Below are 17,252 nucleotides of genomic sequence, written 5' to 3'. Positions count from 1 at the left end.
CAGGACGGGCCCGGGCATCGTGTACGGCAGCATAGCCGGCATGGATGGCAATGTATCCGCCAGCTTTACAGGGGCGGGTCCAGCTTTATAAAAATAGCAATACCGGAGACCGATAAATGAAGACGAAAGCACACAGGATTGCGCTGCTGTTTAACGCGAATAAGAGTTTCGACCGCGAGGTCACGGCCGGTATCGCGGCCTACCTGGGCAGCACGCGCGCGGCATGGGACTTGTTCCTGGAGGAGGATTTCCGCCTGCGCCTGGCCGGCATCGAGCGCTGGCAGGGCGACGGCATCATTGCCGATTTCGACGATCCGGCGGTGGCGGCGGCGCTGTCGCGCTGCAGCGTGCCGGTGGTGGCGGTGGGTGGCTCCTACTCCGACGAGGCCGACTATCCGCGCGGCGTGCCTTACGTGGCGACCGACAATTTCAAACTGATCAAACTGGCGCGCGATCATCTGATCGATGTGGGCCTGCACCGCTTCGCCATGTTCAGCCTGCCCAAGGCCAAGGAAAACCGCTGGGCGCAGGAGCGCGAGAACGCTTTTCTCAACCTGATGCAGGAAGACCAGATGGAAGGCGAGATCTTCCGTGGCTGCGAAACCAGCGCGTCTTCGTGGGACGAGGCGGTGCAGGGCCAGATCGCCTGGCTGCGCAGCCTGCCCAAGCCGATCGGCATCATCGGCGTGACCGATGCGCGCGCGCGCCAGCTGCTGCAGGCCTGCACCATTGCCGGCATCGAGGTGCCGGAACAGGTGGCGCTGATCGGTATCGACAATGATCCGCTGGTGCGCATGCTCACCCGCATTCCGCTCAGTTCCGTAATCCAGGGCGCGCAGGAGATGGGCCGTACGGCGGCCCACTTGCTGGACCAGATGCTGCACGGCGTGCGCCTGGCGGACACCCGCATCCAGGTGCCGCCGGCCGGCATCAATGTGTTCGCCTCCAGCCAGCACCAGCCGGTCAAGCATCCGCATGTGATGCGGGCGCGCCATTTCATCCGCCAGTACGCCTGCCAGGGCATCAAGACGCACCAGGTGGCCGAATACGTGGGCGTGTCGCGCTCGTCGCTGGAAGCGTATTTCCGCCAGGAGCTGGGCTGCAGCGTGCACGACGTGATCTTGCGCTTCAAGCTGGACGCGGCCAAGGCCGGCCTGGAATGCGGAGAGCGCAGCATTGCCGACGTGGCGCTGGGCTGCGGCTTCACTTCCACCCAGTATATGCACCTGGTGTTCAAGCGCGAGCTGGGCTGCACCCCGCGCGCCTACCGCGACCGCGCGCTCGGCGAGACTACCGCAGCAGCCTAGCAGGACGGCCAGGGCCAGCGGCTGGCTTCGGCCGGCAGCCAGCGGCCGGCAGCCGGCTGCCAGCAGCCAGCAGCCGGCGTTAGCATGCGGCCGGATCCCGCTACAGCGGTCGGCGCAAGACGAGCGGCCCACACGGCTACGGTGGTGGCGACCTGTGAGCGGCCGGCTTGGCTACAGCGTGGCGCCCGCCCAGTGGCCGGCTTGCCTGCAGCGTGGCGCCCGCCCAGTGGCCGGCTTGCCTGCAGCGTGGCGCCCGGCCAGTGGCCGGCCAGGCGGACGGCGGCCAGCTGCGGCTGCAGCGGGTGGGCAGCGGCGGCCGTGGATAGCGCGCCTGCCTTCGGTTCAGTACCTGCGCCGCGCCAGTTCAGCGGCGGCAGCGCCGGCCTGGAACAGCGATTCTTCCGTCGTCACCCACTTGGGCACGCGCCTGCCGGCCAGCACGTCGCGCGCCAGTTGCATCAGCTGCGGGCCGAGCAGGGGGCTGCATTCCACCGCCGCATTCAGTTTGCCGGCCGCCATGGCCTCGAAAGCAGAGCGCGCGCCGCCGATCGACACCACCAGGATATCCCGCCCCGGCTTAAGGCCTGCTTCTTCCATGGCCTCGATGGCGCCAAGTGCCAGGTCGTCGCTGTGGGCATACAGCGCCTGGATGGCGCGGCCGGACTTCAGCCAGGCTGCCATGGCCTGCCTGCCTTCGGCACGCGCCGGGTCGGGACGCACTGCTTCAGCACGCGCTGCTTCGGCCCGCGCCGGGTCGGCCCGCGCCGGATCGGGACGCGTGTCCGCGCCCTGCGGCGGCAACAGCCTGAGCTTGGGATAGGCGGCAATCGCCTGGGCGAAGCCTTTGCTGCGGGCGAGGGCGGCGGGCGAGCCCGGCGTCCCCTGCAGTTCAACGATATGGAAGAAAGCATGCGGCGCGGCGCCGGCTTGCGCCGCCAGCCAGCGGCCGGCGCGCCGGCCCTGCTCGGCGTAGTCCGAGCCGATGAAGGCCGCGTACAGGCCGATTTCCGCCGGCGCCGGCGCGCGGCCGGTCACGATCACCGGAATGCCGGCGGCTTTCGCCTCGCGCAGCACCGTTTCCCAGCCCGCGTCCACCGACGGCGAAAACGCGATCAGGTCGACCTTTAGCGCGATGAAGGAGCGGATGGCGGCGAGCTGCCTGGCCTGGCTGTCCGGGCCCGGCCCGGCGTCCGCAAATTTGAGGGTGATGCCGTCGAGGGCGGCAGCGGCCTTGATGGAGGCGCTGTTGGCGTTGCGCCAGGCGCTGTCGCTGCCGGCCTGGGAGAAGCCGATGACGAGCGGTGCGGCAGCCAGGGCCGGGTGGCCGGCCGCCGCGAGGAGGGCGCCGGCCAGCAGCGCCCTGCGGATCTTGTTCACGATGCCGGCCGGCCGCCGTGTCCGCCCGTGCTTACCACCAGGCGCCGTAGATGGTGGCCAGAGCCACGCCGATGACGGCCGAGCCCAGCGCAAAAGCGCCATCGACGCGGAACAGCGACGTGTCCACGTGCAGGTGCCTGGTCGTGCCTGCGCGTTTGGCTTCGGCCATTTTGCTGATCAGCACCATGCCGGCCACCACGAAGAAGAACACGATGAACATGCGGTCCAGGAAAGGAATCTCCGCCACGCCCGCCTCGGTCACCTTGGCAAAGCCGATCGGGATCAGGAAGGACAGGTCCATCATGCCGGGCAGGAATTTGAGCACGATGGAGCCGGCCAGGCCGCCCACGGTGGCGAACATGGCTGCGCCGGCAGTGGTTTTTTTCCAGAAGAAGCCCATCAGGAACATGGCCAGGATGCCGGGCGAGACGAAGCCGGTGTATTCCTGGATGTACTGGAAGCCGCCCTTCTTGTCGATACCCAGCATGGGGGCGATGAACACGGCCAGCGCCATGGCCACCACCACGCTCACGCGGCCGATCCACACCATGCGCTGTTCGCTGGCTTCCTTGTTCACGTTCTTCTTGTACAGGTCGAGCGTGAAGATGGTGGCGATGCTGTTGGCCTTGCCGGCCAGCGATGCGACCACGGCGGCGGTCAGCGCGGCGAAGGCGATGCCCTTCAGGCCGGAGGGCAGCAGGTTCAGCAGGATAGGGTAGGCGCGGTCCGGATTGATTTCGCCGCCTTGCTGCATGGCGTTGCCCAGCACGCCGGACTTGTCCAGCACGTAGGCGGCAATGCCCGGCAGCACCACGATCACCGGCATCAGCAGCTTCAGGAAGGCCGCGAACAGCAGGCCCTTGCGGGCGGTGGGCAGGTCCGCGCCCAGGGCGCGCTGCGTGATGTACTGGTTGCAGCCCCAGTAGTTCAGGTTGACGATCCACATGCCGCCGATCAGCACCGACAGGCCGGGCAGGTCCATATAGTTCGGGTTGTCGCGCTTGAGCACCATGTCGAAGTGGCCGCCGGCGCGCACGAACAGTTCCGAGAAGCCCGCCACCGCGCCGTGCTTGCCGGCCAGGCCTGCCACCATGTCCAGCGCCAGCCAGGTGGTCACCAGGCCGCCCACCACCAGGCAGGTCACCTGGATCACGTCGGTATAGCCGATCACCTTCATGCCGCCCAGGGTGATGATGGCGGCGAACACCGCCAGGAACAGCATGCACGGCAGCAGGGCGATGCCGGACAGGCTGCTGATGGCCAGCGCGCCCAGGTACAGGATGGAGGTCAGGTTGACCACCACATACAGGCCGAGCCAGAACAGCGCCATGGTGGTGGCCACGGCCTTGCCGTAGCGCTGTTCCAGGAACTGCGGCATGGTGTAGATGCGGTTCTTCAGGTAGACCGGCATGAAGAACACAGCCACGATCACCAGGGTGGCGGCAGCCATCAGTTCATACACGGCGATGGCCATGCCGATCTTGTAGCCGGAGCCGCTCATGCCGATGAACTGCTCGGCGGAGATGTTGGACGCGATCAGCGAGGCGCCGATGGCCCACCAGCTGAGGGAACCCTCGGCCAGGAAGTAGTCGTGCGAGGCCGAGCCGGAGCCGGCCTGCTTGCGGCGGTAGACCCAGATGCCGTAGCCGGCCACCAGGGCAAAGTAGAAGAGGAAGACGATCAGGTCAACGGTTGAAAAAGTGCTCATGCAATGCTCACGGTGAAGGGTTGTCTCTGGGCGGGCGGCCGTGCTGTGCGCCGGGCCCTTTTGTTAAATCGGCAAAAGGAAAATCTTAGACGACCTGGGTCTGCAATTTCCAATATGACTTTTGCTTGCTGGTATATCGATTCGGTATGGCTCAGTTCGCTTGCGCACCGTCCAGGTGCGCTGCCGGCCGCCCGTTTCTACCCGCTGCGCTCGCATTATTGCCCAATACCGCGCCCCGTAAACGCCTTTGGCGGGCGCTTGGCCAGAATCGTTTCGCTGCTTGGTGATTTTCGTAATTGATGCGCCTTGCTGGGGATTGCAGAATGGCATGGTGCCGTTCTCGATCAGGAAGCCCCGCAATTCAATGATGACCCATCCCTTTCCCGGCACCGTGGCGGAGCCGGACGATTACCGCTTGTTTACGCTCAAAAACGCTGGCGACATGGCGGTAACGATCAGTGAGCGCGGCGGGGCGTTGCGCTCCTGGCGCACGCCCGACCGCTACGGCCGCATGGCCGACGTGCTGCTGGCCGCCGGCGCCGCCGCGCCCGTCCCGGCCCTGTGGCGCGGCAGCCAGGCCGGCGGCGCCGTGGTCATGCTGCGCACGGCGCAGCAAGGCGCGCCCGGCGAGCGCATCGATTACCGGCTCGATTACCGCCTCGGCGACGACGGCAGCCTGACCATCGACTACTGCGCCAGGGCCGGCGCGCCGGCCGCGCTGGAGACCAAGCCGCACCACTGCTTCAACCTGAACGGCGGCGCCGGCGACGTGGGCGACCATATGCTGCGCATCGACGCCGACTATTACGTGGAGATCGACGCCGGCGGCAATCCGGTGGGCGTGGCCACGGTGGGCGGCACGCCGTTCGACTTCCGCCAGCCGGCGCCCATCGGCCCGCGTTTGAGCTGGCCGGACAGCCAGATCGACAAGGCCGGCGGCTTCGACCACTGCTTTTTCGTGCGCAGCCACTATGCGGGCGGGCAGGGCGCGCTGCGCGAGGTGGCGCGGGTGGTCGATCCAGGTTCCGGGCGCTGCCTGCAGATGTACACTACCGAGGCCGGCCTGCAGTTCAGCGCCGGCAAGCGCGGCGCGGCCGCGCCGGAGCAGGGCGGGCCGCGCGCGGCGGTGGGGATGGGCTTGAGCCTGGGCCCTGGCGGCTTCTGCCTGGACGCCAACGCGCGCCCCAACCTGGCCAGCGCCGCCTGGCCGCAGGTGATCCTGCAGCCGGGCAGGGAGTACCGGCAGACCACTGTCTACCGGCTGTCGCTGCAGGACTAAAGCGGCGGCAGGCCGCGGTAGCTGAACTGCCGCAGCCGCACCGCGCCTGTGCCGGCACTGTACAGGCCCACCTTCAGGCTCAGGAAGCCGCCGAACACATTGTGGTGGAAGCCTGAGACTTCCATCTGCCAGGGGTGCTTGATCCACTGCTTGCCGTCCAGCGAATAGTGGAAGGTGACGATGTTGGCGCGGTTAGCCAGCTTCACGTGCACGGTTTTGGCAGACATTTTCTCGCGCATCCAGCTTTGCTCCTCGCCGCAGTGGTAGGTGAACATCTGCTCCTCGCTGAAACCGATGCCGCAAAAGCCGCGCTGGCTGTAGTACAGCAGCAGGCCGCCCTGCGCCCCGCCGGACAGGTCTAGCGCCACGCTGGCTTCGTAGTCGCGGTCGCCGACGATGCAGGTCAGCGGCGAGCAGTCCGCCGCCGAGCTGCCCTTGGCCTGGATGACCAGGCCCCCGCCGCCGTAGCGTGCGCGCTGCTGCTCGTTGGGACCGGGCGCGAAGAAGCTCCACTGCACGCCGAACTTGTTGCTTGAAAAATCGTCGGACAGCGCCTGGCCGGACGGGCCGGCGCTGCCTCCCTTCGGTTTCGGCAAGGGCTGCGACAGGGTGCCGCCCCTGGCGCGGAACCAGCCGTCGGCGGTCCATTCCACCGGTTCGAGCAGGGTTTGCCGGCCCAGCGTGCGGAAGCCGTTTTCGTAGGCGTGGTAGACCATCCACCAGTCGCCGCCGGGGCCTTCGATCACGGTGGCATGGCCGCGCGACCACCACGGCTCGTCCGCGCTTTCGGTGCGGATAATGGGGTTGTGCGGGCAGTTTTCCCAGGGCCCGTGGATGGAGCGCGAGCGGGCAGCCGTCACCATGTGGCTGGTGGGCGGGCCGGAGGTGCCGCCCACGGCGGACACCAGGTAAAACCATTCGCCGCGCCGGAACAGCTTGGGACCTTCGGGCGCGAACATCTCCACCACCCAGCTTTCCGGGTAGCGCCACGGGTCGTAGACGTGTTCCAGCTGGCCGGCGGTGGCCAGGCCGTCGTCCGTCAGGGCGATGCGGCGCACGCCGTTCATGAACAGGTAGCGCTTGCCGTCCTCGCCCACGGCGTGGCCGGGATCGATGCAGCCGGCGATCTTCAGGTCGACCGGTGCACTCCACGGCCCGCGGATATTGTCGGCGTGGATGACGAAGATGGAGCTTTGGTTGTCCGGATTGGCGGGAATGTAGATGTAGTAGCGGTCCGCGTGCTTGACCAGGTCCATGGCCCACACCGAGCCGAGCGGCTGGCTGAGGGCGGCGCAGACCGGGGCCCAGTTGACCAGATCGCGCGAGTGCCAGATCACCACGCCCGGGTAGGAGTAGAAGGACGAAAACGTCATGTAGTAATCGTCGCCGTCCTTCAGGATGGTGGGGTCGGGGTGGTCGCCGGAGATGATGGGATTGATGAAGGTGCCGTTGCCGAGGTCCGCCTTGCGCTGGCCTTCGATGCCGTAGGCGGCGGGCGGCGGCGCACCCGCCCGGCCCGCGCCGGTGCAGGGCGCAGCCGCCGTGGCAGCCGCGGTGGCTGCCGCCGCAGCCGCCGCTGTCGCCGTTGCCGCCGTTGCCGCAGGAAATGGCATCGCGGCGGCGCCGGCGCCGGCCAGGGCCAGCTTGAACAGGCCGCGCCGGGCCGCCTGTTTGCTGTCGTCGTTGCCGGCCATCATCACTTCCCGATCACTTTGATCAACCCCGGCGCCTTGCCCGCCAGTTCCTGGTCGCCGCTCACCGTCAGGCGGCCGGCGGCGTCGTTCCATTGCAGGCGCACCTGCGCGCCCTTGCCCTTCTCGTAGTCGTAGGAGACGCCGTCGTCGTCGTACAGCGCGAAGCTGCCGTCCTTGCCCGGATAGACGCGGATCTCGGCGATGGCCTGCTTGCCGGCGGTGGACTGCACGTCCGCGCCGAACGGCACCACCGAGCCGGCCTTGACGAACACCGGCATCTGCTCGATCGGCGCGGCCACCTTCACCCAGCGGCCGCCGGCCAGCTTCTCGTTGGTCCAGAAGTTGTACCAGTCGCTGCCGGCGGGCAGGTAGACGTCTTTTTCGGTCTGCCCCTGTTCGGTGACCGGCGCCACCAGGAAGGCCGGACCGAACATGTACTGGGTGCCGATGTTGGCCACGTTGGCGTCGTGCGGGAAGTCCATCCACAGCGGGCGCATGAACGGCGCGCCGCTGTCCCAGGTGGCCTTGGCCTGGCTGTAGATGTAGGGGATCAGGCGGTAGCGCAGGCGGTCGTAGTCGGCCATGATGGACTCGGCATGCTGGCCGAATTCCCAGATCTCGGCGTGCTTGCGGTCGCCGTGCAGGCGCAAGGTGGGCAGGAAGGTGCCGTACTGGAACCAGCGCGTGAGCAGCTCGGGGTAGTCGTGGTTCTGGCCGATGGTGGCGGCGGCGCCGGCCGGGTCCACCAGCGGCTTGCCGGTGGACTGGGTCGATTGCGGCAGCCATTGCCAGCCGCCGATGTCGTTGCCCCAGTAGGCGATGCCGGAAGCGGTCATGTTCAGGCCGGTGGGGATCTGGCGCGCCAGCGCTTCCCACGACGGGCTGATGTCGGACGACCAGAACAGGGCGCCGCTGCGCTGCGAGCCGAGGTAGGCGGCGCGCGACAGGATCAGGGCGCGCTTGTTCGGCTTCCAGGCGCGCATGCCGTCCGCCACGCCCTGCACGTGCAGCAGCGGGAACAGGTTGCGGTAGCGGTCCCCGGAGCCGATGGAATAGAAGAAGCCGTCCGGCACCAGGTCAGGTTCGGTCTCGTCCAGCCACGGGTAATCGAAGCCCTTGGACAGGATATTGTCGCGCACGCGCTCCCAGAACCACTGGCGTGCGGCCGGGTTGGTGGAGTCGATCAGGCCGCCGGTGCGGTCGGAGCGGAAGGGCAGGCCGTCCACGCTCTTGCCGTCCTTGTCCTTGAGCAGATAGCCTTTCGCATCGAGTTCGTTGAAGTAGCGGCCGGCGGTCTCGAAGCGCGGCCAGACCGAGATGATGGACTGCATGCCCAGGCCGTGCAGCTCCTTGTTCATGGCCACGGGATCGGGGAACTGCGCCGGGTCGATGTCCAGCTGGCCCATGCGGGTCCAGTAGAACCAGTCCACCACCATGATATCGAGCGGGTACTTCTTCTGGCGGTAGGTGTTCGCCACGCGCAGCACTTCCTGCTGGCTGTCGTAGCGCGCCTTGGACTGGATCAGGCCGAAGGCGGCCTTGGGCGGGATCGGCGTCTTGCCGGTCACGCGCGCGTAGCCCGAGTAGATTTCCTCCGGCGTGCTGCCGGTGATGACGAAGAAGCTCACGCGTTCGCCCACGTTGGACTGGAAGGCCGTGCGGCCGTTCACGCCGGCGATGAAGCGCGTGGCGGACGGGTTGTCCCACACGATGCCGTAGCCCTTGGAGGACACCATGAAGGGCACGCACACGGTTTCGCCGGCAGGCGCGTCATACCAGTGCTTGCAGTCGAGCACACGGCCGCGCAGGTCCAGCGGGCCGGACGACTCCTGGTTCTGGCCCATGCCGTAGTAATGCTCGCCGGCCGGCGCGCTGAAGGTGGCGCTGGCCTGGTAGGTTTTTTCGGTGTTGACGGTGTGCGGCGCCAGGTCCCAGCCTGTCATGTCGAGCACGGTCTCGCCTCTGGCGTTCTTCACCTGCAGCGCCACCGGCGCCAGCTGCGGCGCGAAGTATTTTTGCGCCATGGTGGGCACTTGCGGCGCGGGTGCCGGCGCCACGTGCAAGGTGAGGGCGGGGGAGGCGAAGGTGTCGCCCTCCTTGCCGCCGCTGTGGCGGAAGGCGGCGTTGTCGGCGTTGCCGGGCAGGATGCCGTAGCCGGGCCCTTTGAGCGCTTCGGCCTTCTCCGCCGCGATGGTGACGTGGACCACGTTGGGGCCGTAGGCTTGCACGGACACCCAGGCGCCGTTGCGGTCCAGGGTGGCCATCGGCCCGGTGGCGGCTTGCGCGGCTGCTGCCAGCATCATGGAAATCGACACCGCCAGGGCGGTGCGTTGGTAGTGCACTTTCATTGTTACTCCTGCGTTGGGTTTATTGAACGATCAGCTTGCGTGCGCGCAGCCACTCTTCGGCGCGGCGCGGCCAGTCCGAGGCGGTGCCCTGGCCGGCGCGCATGGCCATGCCGTGGCCGCCGCGCTCGAAGATGTGCAGCTCGGCCGGCACGTGCGCGCGCGTGAGCGCCTGGAAGTAGAGGATGCTGTTCTCGGCCGGCACCAGGCCGTCGTCCTGCGAATGGATCAGCAGGGTGGGCGGGGTGGCGGCGTTGACCTGCTTCTGGACCGACATCAGGTCCACCAGCTGCTGCGGCGGCGCGGCGCCCAGCAAGGCGTTGCGCGAGCCCAGGTGCGTGACCGGCGCTTCCATCGCAATGACGGGGTACATCAGCATGGCGAAGTCCGGGCGTGCGCTGACTGCGTCGAGCGCGTCGCCGGCGCGGCCGGCAGGGTTGTCGTACAGGGTGGAAGCGCTGGCCGCCAGGTGGCCGCCGGCCGAGCTGCCCATTACGCCGATGCGGTCCGGCGCCACGCCGTACTTCGCCGCCTGCGAGCGCACCAGGCGCACCGCGCGCAGCACGTCCTGCAGCGGCGCGGGGTGGCCGTAGCCGGACAGGCGGTTCTTGAGCACGAAGGCGGTCACGCCCAGGCTGGAGAGCCACTGTGCGTACTGGTGGCCTTCGCGCGTGAAGGACAGGAATTCGTAGCCGCCGCCGGGGCAGATAATGACGGCGGTGCCGGCGGGGCGGTCGTAGGAGGCGGGGTACACCGTCAGCGTCGGTTCGCTGACGTTGCTGATGCGTTCACCGTCCAGGCGTTCCGCCCCGGGGAGTGGACCCGTTTGCGGCCTGGCTTGCGCCGCAGGCTTCGGCAAGCCTTCCGGCCAGAGCGCCACGACGCTGGTCTGGGCGAGGGCGCCGGCGGTGGCCAGCAACAGCAGGGCCGTGATCCATGATCGCATGGTGGTCATCCTTTATCTGGTTGAGCAAACGGGTCAGCTTTCCATCTTCACAGACTCGCCGGGGCCGGGCAATTATGAAAATCACCGACCTTGCGTATGATTTGCCGTAAGCGCCGCTGCTGCCGGCCCTCGGGGAAAACGATGGTGATAGCATCGGCGCCATGAATAAAAATGGGAGCCGTAAGGAATGACACTCGCAAAAAAACACGCGATGAAACATGCGCCGCACATCTGCCTCGCCGTCCTCGGCGCCGCTGTTTCGATCGCTGCCGCCGCCGCGCCGCCGCCACGCCAGATCGTACTCGACGCGGCCAAGGCCAGCGCGCCGCTGGACCGCTTCTTCGACCTGTCCATCGGCTCCGACTATCCGGGCACCCTGATCCGCGACGACAGCATGGCGCAGCTGAAAACGTTGACCGACGAAACGGGCTTCCGCTATATCCGCTTCCACGCCGTGTTCCACGACGTGCTCAACACCGTGCGCAAGGAAAACGGCAAGCTGGTGTACGACTGGACGCGGCTCGACGAGCTTTACGACAAGCTCCTGGCGCGCAATATCAAGCCCTTCGTGGAGCTGGGCTTCACGCCCCAGGCCCTGGCCACCTCGAAGAACAAGATCTTCTACTGGGAAGGCAATACCTCCCATCCCGAGCACGCCGGCTGGAAGGACCTGATCTCGGCCTTTATCGCCCACCTCGAGCAGCGCTACGGCAAGGAAGAAGTGCGCAGCTGGTACTTCGAAGTGTGGAACGAACCCAATCTGGACGGCTTCTGGGAACGCGCCGACCAGCAAGCCTATTTCGCGCTGTACGACCTGACGGCCAAGACCATCAAGGCCATCGACCCGGCGCTGCGCGTGGGCGGCCCGTCCACCGCAGGCGCGGCCTGGGTGCCCGAATTCCTCGACTACATGGACAAGAGCGGCGCGCCGGTGGACTTCGTCACCACCCACACCTACGGCGTGGACAGCGGCTTCCTGGACGAAAAGGGTGTGGACGACACCAAGCTGTCGCCGTCGCCGGACGCCGTCATCGGCGACGTGCGCCGCGTGCGCGAACAGATAGCCGCGTCGAAATTTCCCAAGCTGCCGCTGTACTTCACCGAGTGGAGCACCAGCTACACGCCGCGCGACCTGGTGCATGATTCCTACATCAGCGCGCCCTACATACTGAGCAAGCTGCAGGGCAGCAAAGGCCTGGCGCAGGGCATGAGCTACTGGACCTACACCGACCTGTTCGAAGAGCCGGGCCCGCCCAGCAAGCCGTTCGAAGGCGGCTTCGGCCTGATGAACCCGCAGGGCGTGCGCAAGAGCGCCTACTTCAGCTACAAGTACCTGCATGCGCTGAGCGGCAAGGAGGTTCCGGTGAAGGACGCGCAGGTGATGGCGGCCACGGACGGCGCCGCGCTGCGCGCGGTGGTCTGGGACTTCCAGCAGCCGGAGCAGAAGCTCAGCAACCGTTCGTTCTACAGCCGCGTGCTGCCGGCGGCGGCGTCGGCGCCGCTGGCGGTGCAGTTCCGCCACGCCAGGGCCGGCAAATACCGCCTGCAGGTACGCCGTACCGGCTTCCGGGCCAACGACGCGTACACCGCCTACATCGAGATGGGCGCGCCCGCGACGCTGTCCCCGGCACAGCTGGAGCAGCTGCACGCGCTGACGAAGGATGCGCCGGAGTCGGACCGCACGGTCACCGTCGGCAAGAACGGGTCGCTCGACGTCGCCGTGCCGATGCGGGCCAACGACGTGGTGCTGGTGACGCTGGAGCCGCTGGCCAGGCCATGATGCCGCTGGTTGGCGTGCTGCACAACCAGCCGAGCGCTGCGGCCCGGTGCTGGCTCATCGCGGTATGCCGGGATGGTGTTTCGCCTTACGGCGCTTATGCCGGCTACTGCGTCCGGCGCTGGGCTTAACATCTTCGGTTTTTTTCGCAGCCGGCGCGCTGGGCGGCAGCCAGGCGACCGGGTGAGTTGTTGGTTGACGTGCGCCTTTGTCACGCAAGCCGTCAGCGGAACGGCTGGCCGTTGGGCGCGGCTGCGGCGGCTTCTCCGTCTCCTGCGGCAGGGGACTGGCCTGCACCGGCTCGCCGAGCAAGCGCGCGATGGCCGCTTTCCGGGCGGACCGGCAGACATCCGCCAGCAGCCATTCGTCACTGCCCGGGAAGCGCAGCCAGATGGCTTTCCACGCATTGCGGTTGCCGCTGCCGTGCAGGTTCGCAAAGCACGATGGCGACACGGCGTGGTCGCCGTACTTGATTTGCGCTCCCTCCACTGTGGCGTAGTAGGGCTGCTTGCCGAAGCTCGCGCGCAGGCGGGTGCCTTCAGGAAGAAAGACCTGCTTCCATTGATAGCCGGCCTCGGAAGGCACCGCCGGCTGCTGCTGCTGCTGCTGCTGCGCTGCCGGCGCCTTGATGTAGTTGCCTATCGCCTCCAGGATGAAGGGCTCCATCGCATACGTGTCGGACCACCAGTTGCCAGTGAAATTACCCAGTGCTTCAAGCGTGTCGTAAGGGATGAAGACCGGCATTGTAAGGGTAGCCATGGGACCTCCTGAAAATCGGGTTTTACTAAACGCTGCTAACCACCGCTAAGGTTTACTACAGCGCGCTACCGCTTACTAAAATTGCGGTGCCGAACACTAAACGGCACTTGGTTCTTGCCGCTCACATTCGTTAGACGCGCTTAGTGCGGTTTAGTTCCCGCTTAGCGCAAAAACCTGCGAAATATCGATGAATATCGCCAGGTAGTAGCGGTTAGCACATTTTAGTAAAAACGGAAAAAATCGAGACTCCCCCCGTATCGCCCCGCCGGCCCGGTTGAGGTCCAGGGGGCGTATCCCGCGAACCCGTGCAGAGCCTTACTTCTGCGGCTGGTAGTGCCACTCCGCGCTGTCGACGGCGCTTCCTGCCGTGACCTCGATGCGGTTGACGCCTTCGGCCAGCCGCACGGGCCATGCGGCGACACGGCCGGTAACGGGCCGGGCGCCCAGCTCCACGCCGTTCACGCGCAGGCTGGCACTGGCCTGGTTGCTGTACACCTTGACCTGCACCTCGGCCGCATGGCGTTGCGTGTGGCGGCCCGAGGCGATGTGTACCATGGGCGGGGTGCTCCAGTTGGCCTGATACCAGAAATATGCGTCCTTCTTCACGCGCCGGTCGAAACTCACCAGGCCCTTGTCATTGAAGCCCGGGCTGTCGCCCTCGTTGCGGCCGGCGGACGGGAAGTCGAATCCCACCCAGATGAAGTTGGCCCACAGCCACGGCCGCGCCGCCAGCTGGGGCCACGCGGCTTCGTGGTACAGGGCCTGGTACTGTTCCGGGTGCCAGCGCGCGTCCGGCTTGGGGCGGCGCGGTGGGTCTTCCTGCTGCAGCGCGCTGCCGCCGGCGCCGTATTCGCTCACCGACAGCGGCGTGCCGGGGCGAAGCGCGCGGTTGCGGTCCAGGAAGGGACCGAGTTCGCCGAATTCGCCGTCGTACCAGCCGTAATAGACGTTCGATCCGATTGCGTCGGTATGCGATGCCTGCGGGCCGTCCGCCGGCGCGCAGCAGTTGGCGTAGGCGGTGGGACGGCTGCCGTCCTCCTCGCGCGCCATGCGCTGCAGCAGCGCCAGCACGCGCGCGCTGGCGGCGTCCACCTTGTAGATTTCATTGCCCAGGCCCCAGGTCATCACCGAGGGATGGTTGCTGTTCTGGCGTATCAGTTCGCGCAGCTGCTGCACGCTGTTGGTCTGGAACGCCGCGCTGCCGTTCACCGCCGCCGTGAGCGGTACTTCGGTCCACACCAGCCAGCCGTGGCTATCGGCCAGCTCATAGGCGCGCTGCGGGTGCTGGTAGTGGGCGTAGCGCAGGCCGGTCACACCCAGGTCCGCGAGGATGCGGTAGTCCGCGTCGATGTCTGCGCCGGAGACGGCCGGGCCTTTGCCGGGCAGTGAGGTCTGGTGCACGTTCACGCCGTGCACGGCGTAGGGCGCGCCGTTCAGCAGCAGGCCACGGGCCGGATCGAGGCGGATGTCGCGGATGCCGGTCTGGAAGGACAGCCGGTCCAGCAAGGTGGGTTTGCCCCCGGCGATGCTTAGCTCGGCCTCGCTGGTGTACAGGTAGGGATCGCGCACGCCCTGCCACAGGCGCGGCGCTGCCAGCACGCTGTCCAGGGCAACGGCGGTCACGTTGCGCGGCGGCAGGGTGACCGTCTTGCGCGCCGTGGCCACCACGCGCCGCTCGGCGTCGCGCAGCCGGGTGGTGACGGTGGCGCGCACCGGGCCGGGGCGGTCATTCGCCACGCGCGCGGTCCAGGTCAGCGCTGCGCGTTCCGGCGACACCCCGGCGGCCTTGAAGTAGACGCCGGGGCCGCCGTAGTCCAGCATGTCGAAGTGCACGTCGGCGGTGCTGACCATGCGCACTGGCCGGTACAGGCCGCCGAACATGGTGTAGTCGCCGCCCAGCGGCGGCACGTCGGCGTCGGGCGCGTTGTCCACGCTGACCTCAATGTCGTTGCGGCCCGCCTTGAGTAGCGGCGTGACGTCGAAGCGGAAACGCGCGAAGCCGCCCGCGTGGCGTCCGGCGTGGCGGCCGTTCACGCTGACCTGCGTCACCAGCATGGCGCCGTCGAATTCCAGGTAGTGGCGCCGGCCTGGCTGCGCCATGGCGGGCAGGTCCAGCACGCGCCGGTACAGGGCCCGGCCCCGGTAGGGCTGCGGGCTGGCGCTGCCATCGGCGTTGCCGGCGTTGCCGGCGCTGTGAGGCAGCGTAACCGCCTGCCAGCCGGGATGGCCGGCCTTCTGGAACTGCCAGTCCGCGTCCAGCGCTATCACGCCGCGCGGTTGCGCCTGCGCGGCGCAGGGCGCCAGCAGCGCCGCCGCCAAAAACCATGCCCAAGCCTGTCCCCGTGCCGCCATGTTGCTCCTTATCGTTGTGATGCTGCCATCAGTGGTGCTGTAGTCAACTCGCGTCATTGTCCGTGTCCGGGCCGCGCGCTGCAATCGCTGCGCGGCCGGCTGGCGGATTTCGTTCGCCTGTTTAACGATTTTCACAATTGCCGCGTCCCGGCCCTGCCAGCACAATGCTTTGCCATAGTCATGGATTGCGAGGGATATATGGATGCGGCAAATCACAGCGCGTACAAGCGCATCGTTGTCGTGGGCGGCGGCGCAGCTGGCTGGATGGCGGCCACCGCGCTGGCCACGGCGCAGCCGGCAAGCACGGTGGAGCTGGTGGAGTCGGAGGAGATCGGCATCATCGGCGTGGGGGAGGCCACCTTCCCCTCCATCCGCGCCTTCCACAAGATACTCGGCATCGACGAGGCCGAGTTCCTGCGCGCCACCAACGGCACCTACAAGCTGGGCATCGAATTTTGCAACTGGCGCACGCAGGGCGAGCGCTACTTCCATACCTTCGGCGACTTCGGCGCGCTGACCGGGCCGCAGGCCCTGTGGGGCCAGCACCGCCGCCTCGGCGACGACGCCCTGGGCGCCTTGGGTGAACAATGCCTGCCGAGCGTGATGGCCAGCCAGGGGCGCTTCCAGGTGCCGCCGGAGCGCGAGCAGTTCTTCAACTACGCCTACCATTTCGATGCCGTGCTCTACGCCGGCTTCCTGCGCGCGCTGGCGTTGAAACGCGGCGTGCGCCGCACCGAAGGCCGCATCGTGGACGTGGCGCGCCGCGCGGACGGCGGTGTGAACCAGCTGCGGCTGGCCGACGGCCGCACCGTGGCGGGCGACCTGTTCATCGACTGTTCCGGCTTCGCGTCGCTGCTGCTGGGCCGCACCCTGGACGAGCCCTTCGTCGATTTCAGCCACTGGCTGCCGGCGGACCGGGCCTGGGCCTGTCCATCCGGGCGCAACGGCCCCGATCTGGCGCCGTACACGCGCGCCACCGCGCTGGAGGCGGGATGGGCCTGGCGCATCCCGCTGAGCAACCGCACCGGCCATGGCCACGTGTTCGCCAGCCGCTACATCGACGAGGAGCGCGCCCGCACCCAGCTGCTGGAGCAGATGGATGGACCGCCGCTGGCCGAACCGCGCCTGCTGCGCTTCACCACCGGCCACCGCGCGCGCTTCTGGGTGCACAACGTGGTGGCGCTGGGCCTGTCCTCCGGCTTCCTGGAGCCGCTGGAGTCCACCAGCATCTTCCTGGTGCAGAGCGGCCTGGGACGGATGATCGAACTGCTGCTGCAGGGCGCGGCGCCGGGCAGGCAGGCGGTGGCGGACTACAACGCCGGCATGGTGCGCCAGTTCGAGCGCGTACGCGATTTCATCATGCTGCACTACTGCCTGACGGCGCGCCGCGACAGCAAGCTGTGGCGCGCAATGATGGCGATGGAACTGCCGGACACGCTGGCCTTCAAGATCCACGCCTGGCGCCAGACCGGCGCGCTGCACCAGTACAGCGATGAGGGTTTCGACGCCACCAGCTGGCTGGCGATCCACGCCGGCATGGGCCACTGGCCCGAACGCGCCGACCCCGCGCTGCGCGAGATGGCGCCCGAGGCTGCGCGGCAGGCGCTATTGCAGCGGCGCGCCAGCATCGCCGCCGTGGTGGCGGCCATGCCCAGCCACGACGCCTATCTGCGCAGCGTGCTGGCGCGCTGACCCGGCACGCCCGGCC

11 protein-coding genes are annotated in these 17,252 nt (G+C 67.6%); 4 read left to right on the top strand and 7 right to left on the bottom strand.

What is annotated here, in order from left to right:
• The first annotated feature begins 116 nt into the window (after nt 1-116).
• Entirely contained in the window at nt 117-1,307 is a 1,191-nt protein-coding gene (locus ASC94_RS15685) for a XylR family transcriptional regulator (protein WP_056396537.1), read from the top strand.
• A gap of 342 nt (nt 1,308-1,649) precedes the next feature.
• Here ASC94_RS15685 and ASC94_RS15680 read toward each other — a convergent pair whose 3' ends face one another.
• Nucleotides 1,650-2,684, bottom strand: coding sequence for an ABC transporter substrate-binding protein (locus ASC94_RS15680; RefSeq protein ID WP_056396534.1), 1,035 nt, complete (start codon nt 2,682-2,684; stop codon nt 1,650-1,652).
• A 31-nt stretch (nt 2,685-2,715) separates the two neighbouring features.
• Nucleotides 2,716-4,392 carry a sodium/solute symporter gene (locus ASC94_RS15675; protein ID WP_056396531.1) on the bottom strand — a complete coding sequence of 559 codons (1,677 nt, stop codon included), beginning with the start codon at nt 4,390-4,392 and terminating at the stop codon, nt 2,716-2,718.
• Nucleotides 4,393-4,756: 364 nt separating this feature from the next.
• On the opposite strand from ASC94_RS15675, the gene ASC94_RS15670 reads away from it, so the two are divergent.
• Nucleotides 4,757-5,671, top strand: a complete 915-nt coding sequence (locus tag ASC94_RS15670; RefSeq protein ID WP_229417288.1) for a galactose-1-epimerase — start codon at nt 4,757-4,759, stop codon at nt 5,669-5,671.
• Here ASC94_RS15670 and ASC94_RS15665 read toward each other — a convergent pair.
• From ASC94_RS15665 to ASC94_RS15655, 3 genes are read right to left on the bottom strand one after another with little or no spacing between them, the layout of a single operon-like run.
• On the bottom strand, nt 5,668-7,368 hold the full coding sequence (locus ASC94_RS15665; protein ID WP_229417287.1) for a family 43 glycosylhydrolase: 1,701 nt from the start codon (nt 7,366-7,368) through the stop codon (nt 5,668-5,670). The genes ASC94_RS15670 and ASC94_RS15665 overlap by 4 nt on opposite strands.
• Nucleotides 7,368-9,713: a glycoside hydrolase family 31 protein gene (locus ASC94_RS15660; protein WP_056396528.1), complete on the bottom strand. Its 2,346-nt coding sequence runs from the start codon at nt 9,711-9,713 to the stop codon at nt 7,368-7,370. Before ASC94_RS15660 ends, ASC94_RS15665 begins: the two co-directional genes overlap by 1 nt.
• A gap of 19 nt (nt 9,714-9,732) precedes the next feature.
• The gene (locus ASC94_RS15655) at nt 9,733-10,656 is read right to left on the bottom strand and encodes an alpha/beta hydrolase (protein ID WP_056398020.1); all 924 of its coding nucleotides are present in this window, start codon (nt 10,654-10,656) and stop codon (nt 9,733-9,735) included.
• A 187-nt stretch (nt 10,657-10,843) separates the two neighbouring features.
• On the opposite strand from ASC94_RS15655, the gene ASC94_RS15650 reads away from it, so the two are divergent.
• Entirely contained in the window at nt 10,844-12,436 is a 1,593-nt protein-coding gene (locus ASC94_RS15650; protein WP_229417286.1) for a beta-xylosidase, read from the top strand.
• 54 nt (nt 12,437-12,490) lie between these two features.
• Here the strand turns inward: ASC94_RS15650 and ASC94_RS15645 are convergent, their stop codons facing one another.
• Together ASC94_RS15645 and ASC94_RS15640 are read right to left on the bottom strand one after the other, a co-directional pair.
• The gene (locus ASC94_RS15645) at nt 12,491-13,177 is read right to left on the bottom strand and encodes a hypothetical protein (protein WP_056396522.1); all 687 of its coding nucleotides are present in this window, start codon (nt 13,175-13,177) and stop codon (nt 12,491-12,493) included.
• Between the two features lie 330 nt (nt 13,178-13,507).
• On the bottom strand, nt 13,508-15,544 hold the full coding sequence (locus tag ASC94_RS15640) for a glycoside hydrolase family 2 protein (protein WP_162251432.1): 2,037 nt from the start codon (nt 15,542-15,544) through the stop codon (nt 13,508-13,510).
• Nucleotides 15,545-15,742: 198 nt separating this feature from the next.
• Between ASC94_RS15640 and ASC94_RS15635 the strand changes: the two genes are divergently transcribed.
• Complete coding sequence (locus ASC94_RS15635; RefSeq protein WP_056396519.1) at nt 15,743-17,236, top strand: tryptophan halogenase family protein; 1,494 nt, start codon at nt 15,743-15,745, stop codon at nt 17,234-17,236.
• Nucleotides 17,237-17,252 lie beyond the last annotated feature (16 nt).

It is taken from the genome of Massilia sp. Root418, assembly GCF_001425265.1.
Taxonomy (GTDB): Bacteria; Pseudomonadota; Gammaproteobacteria; order Burkholderiales; family Burkholderiaceae_D; genus Rugamonas.
This window is presented reverse-complemented; position numbering and strand designations above follow the sequence as displayed.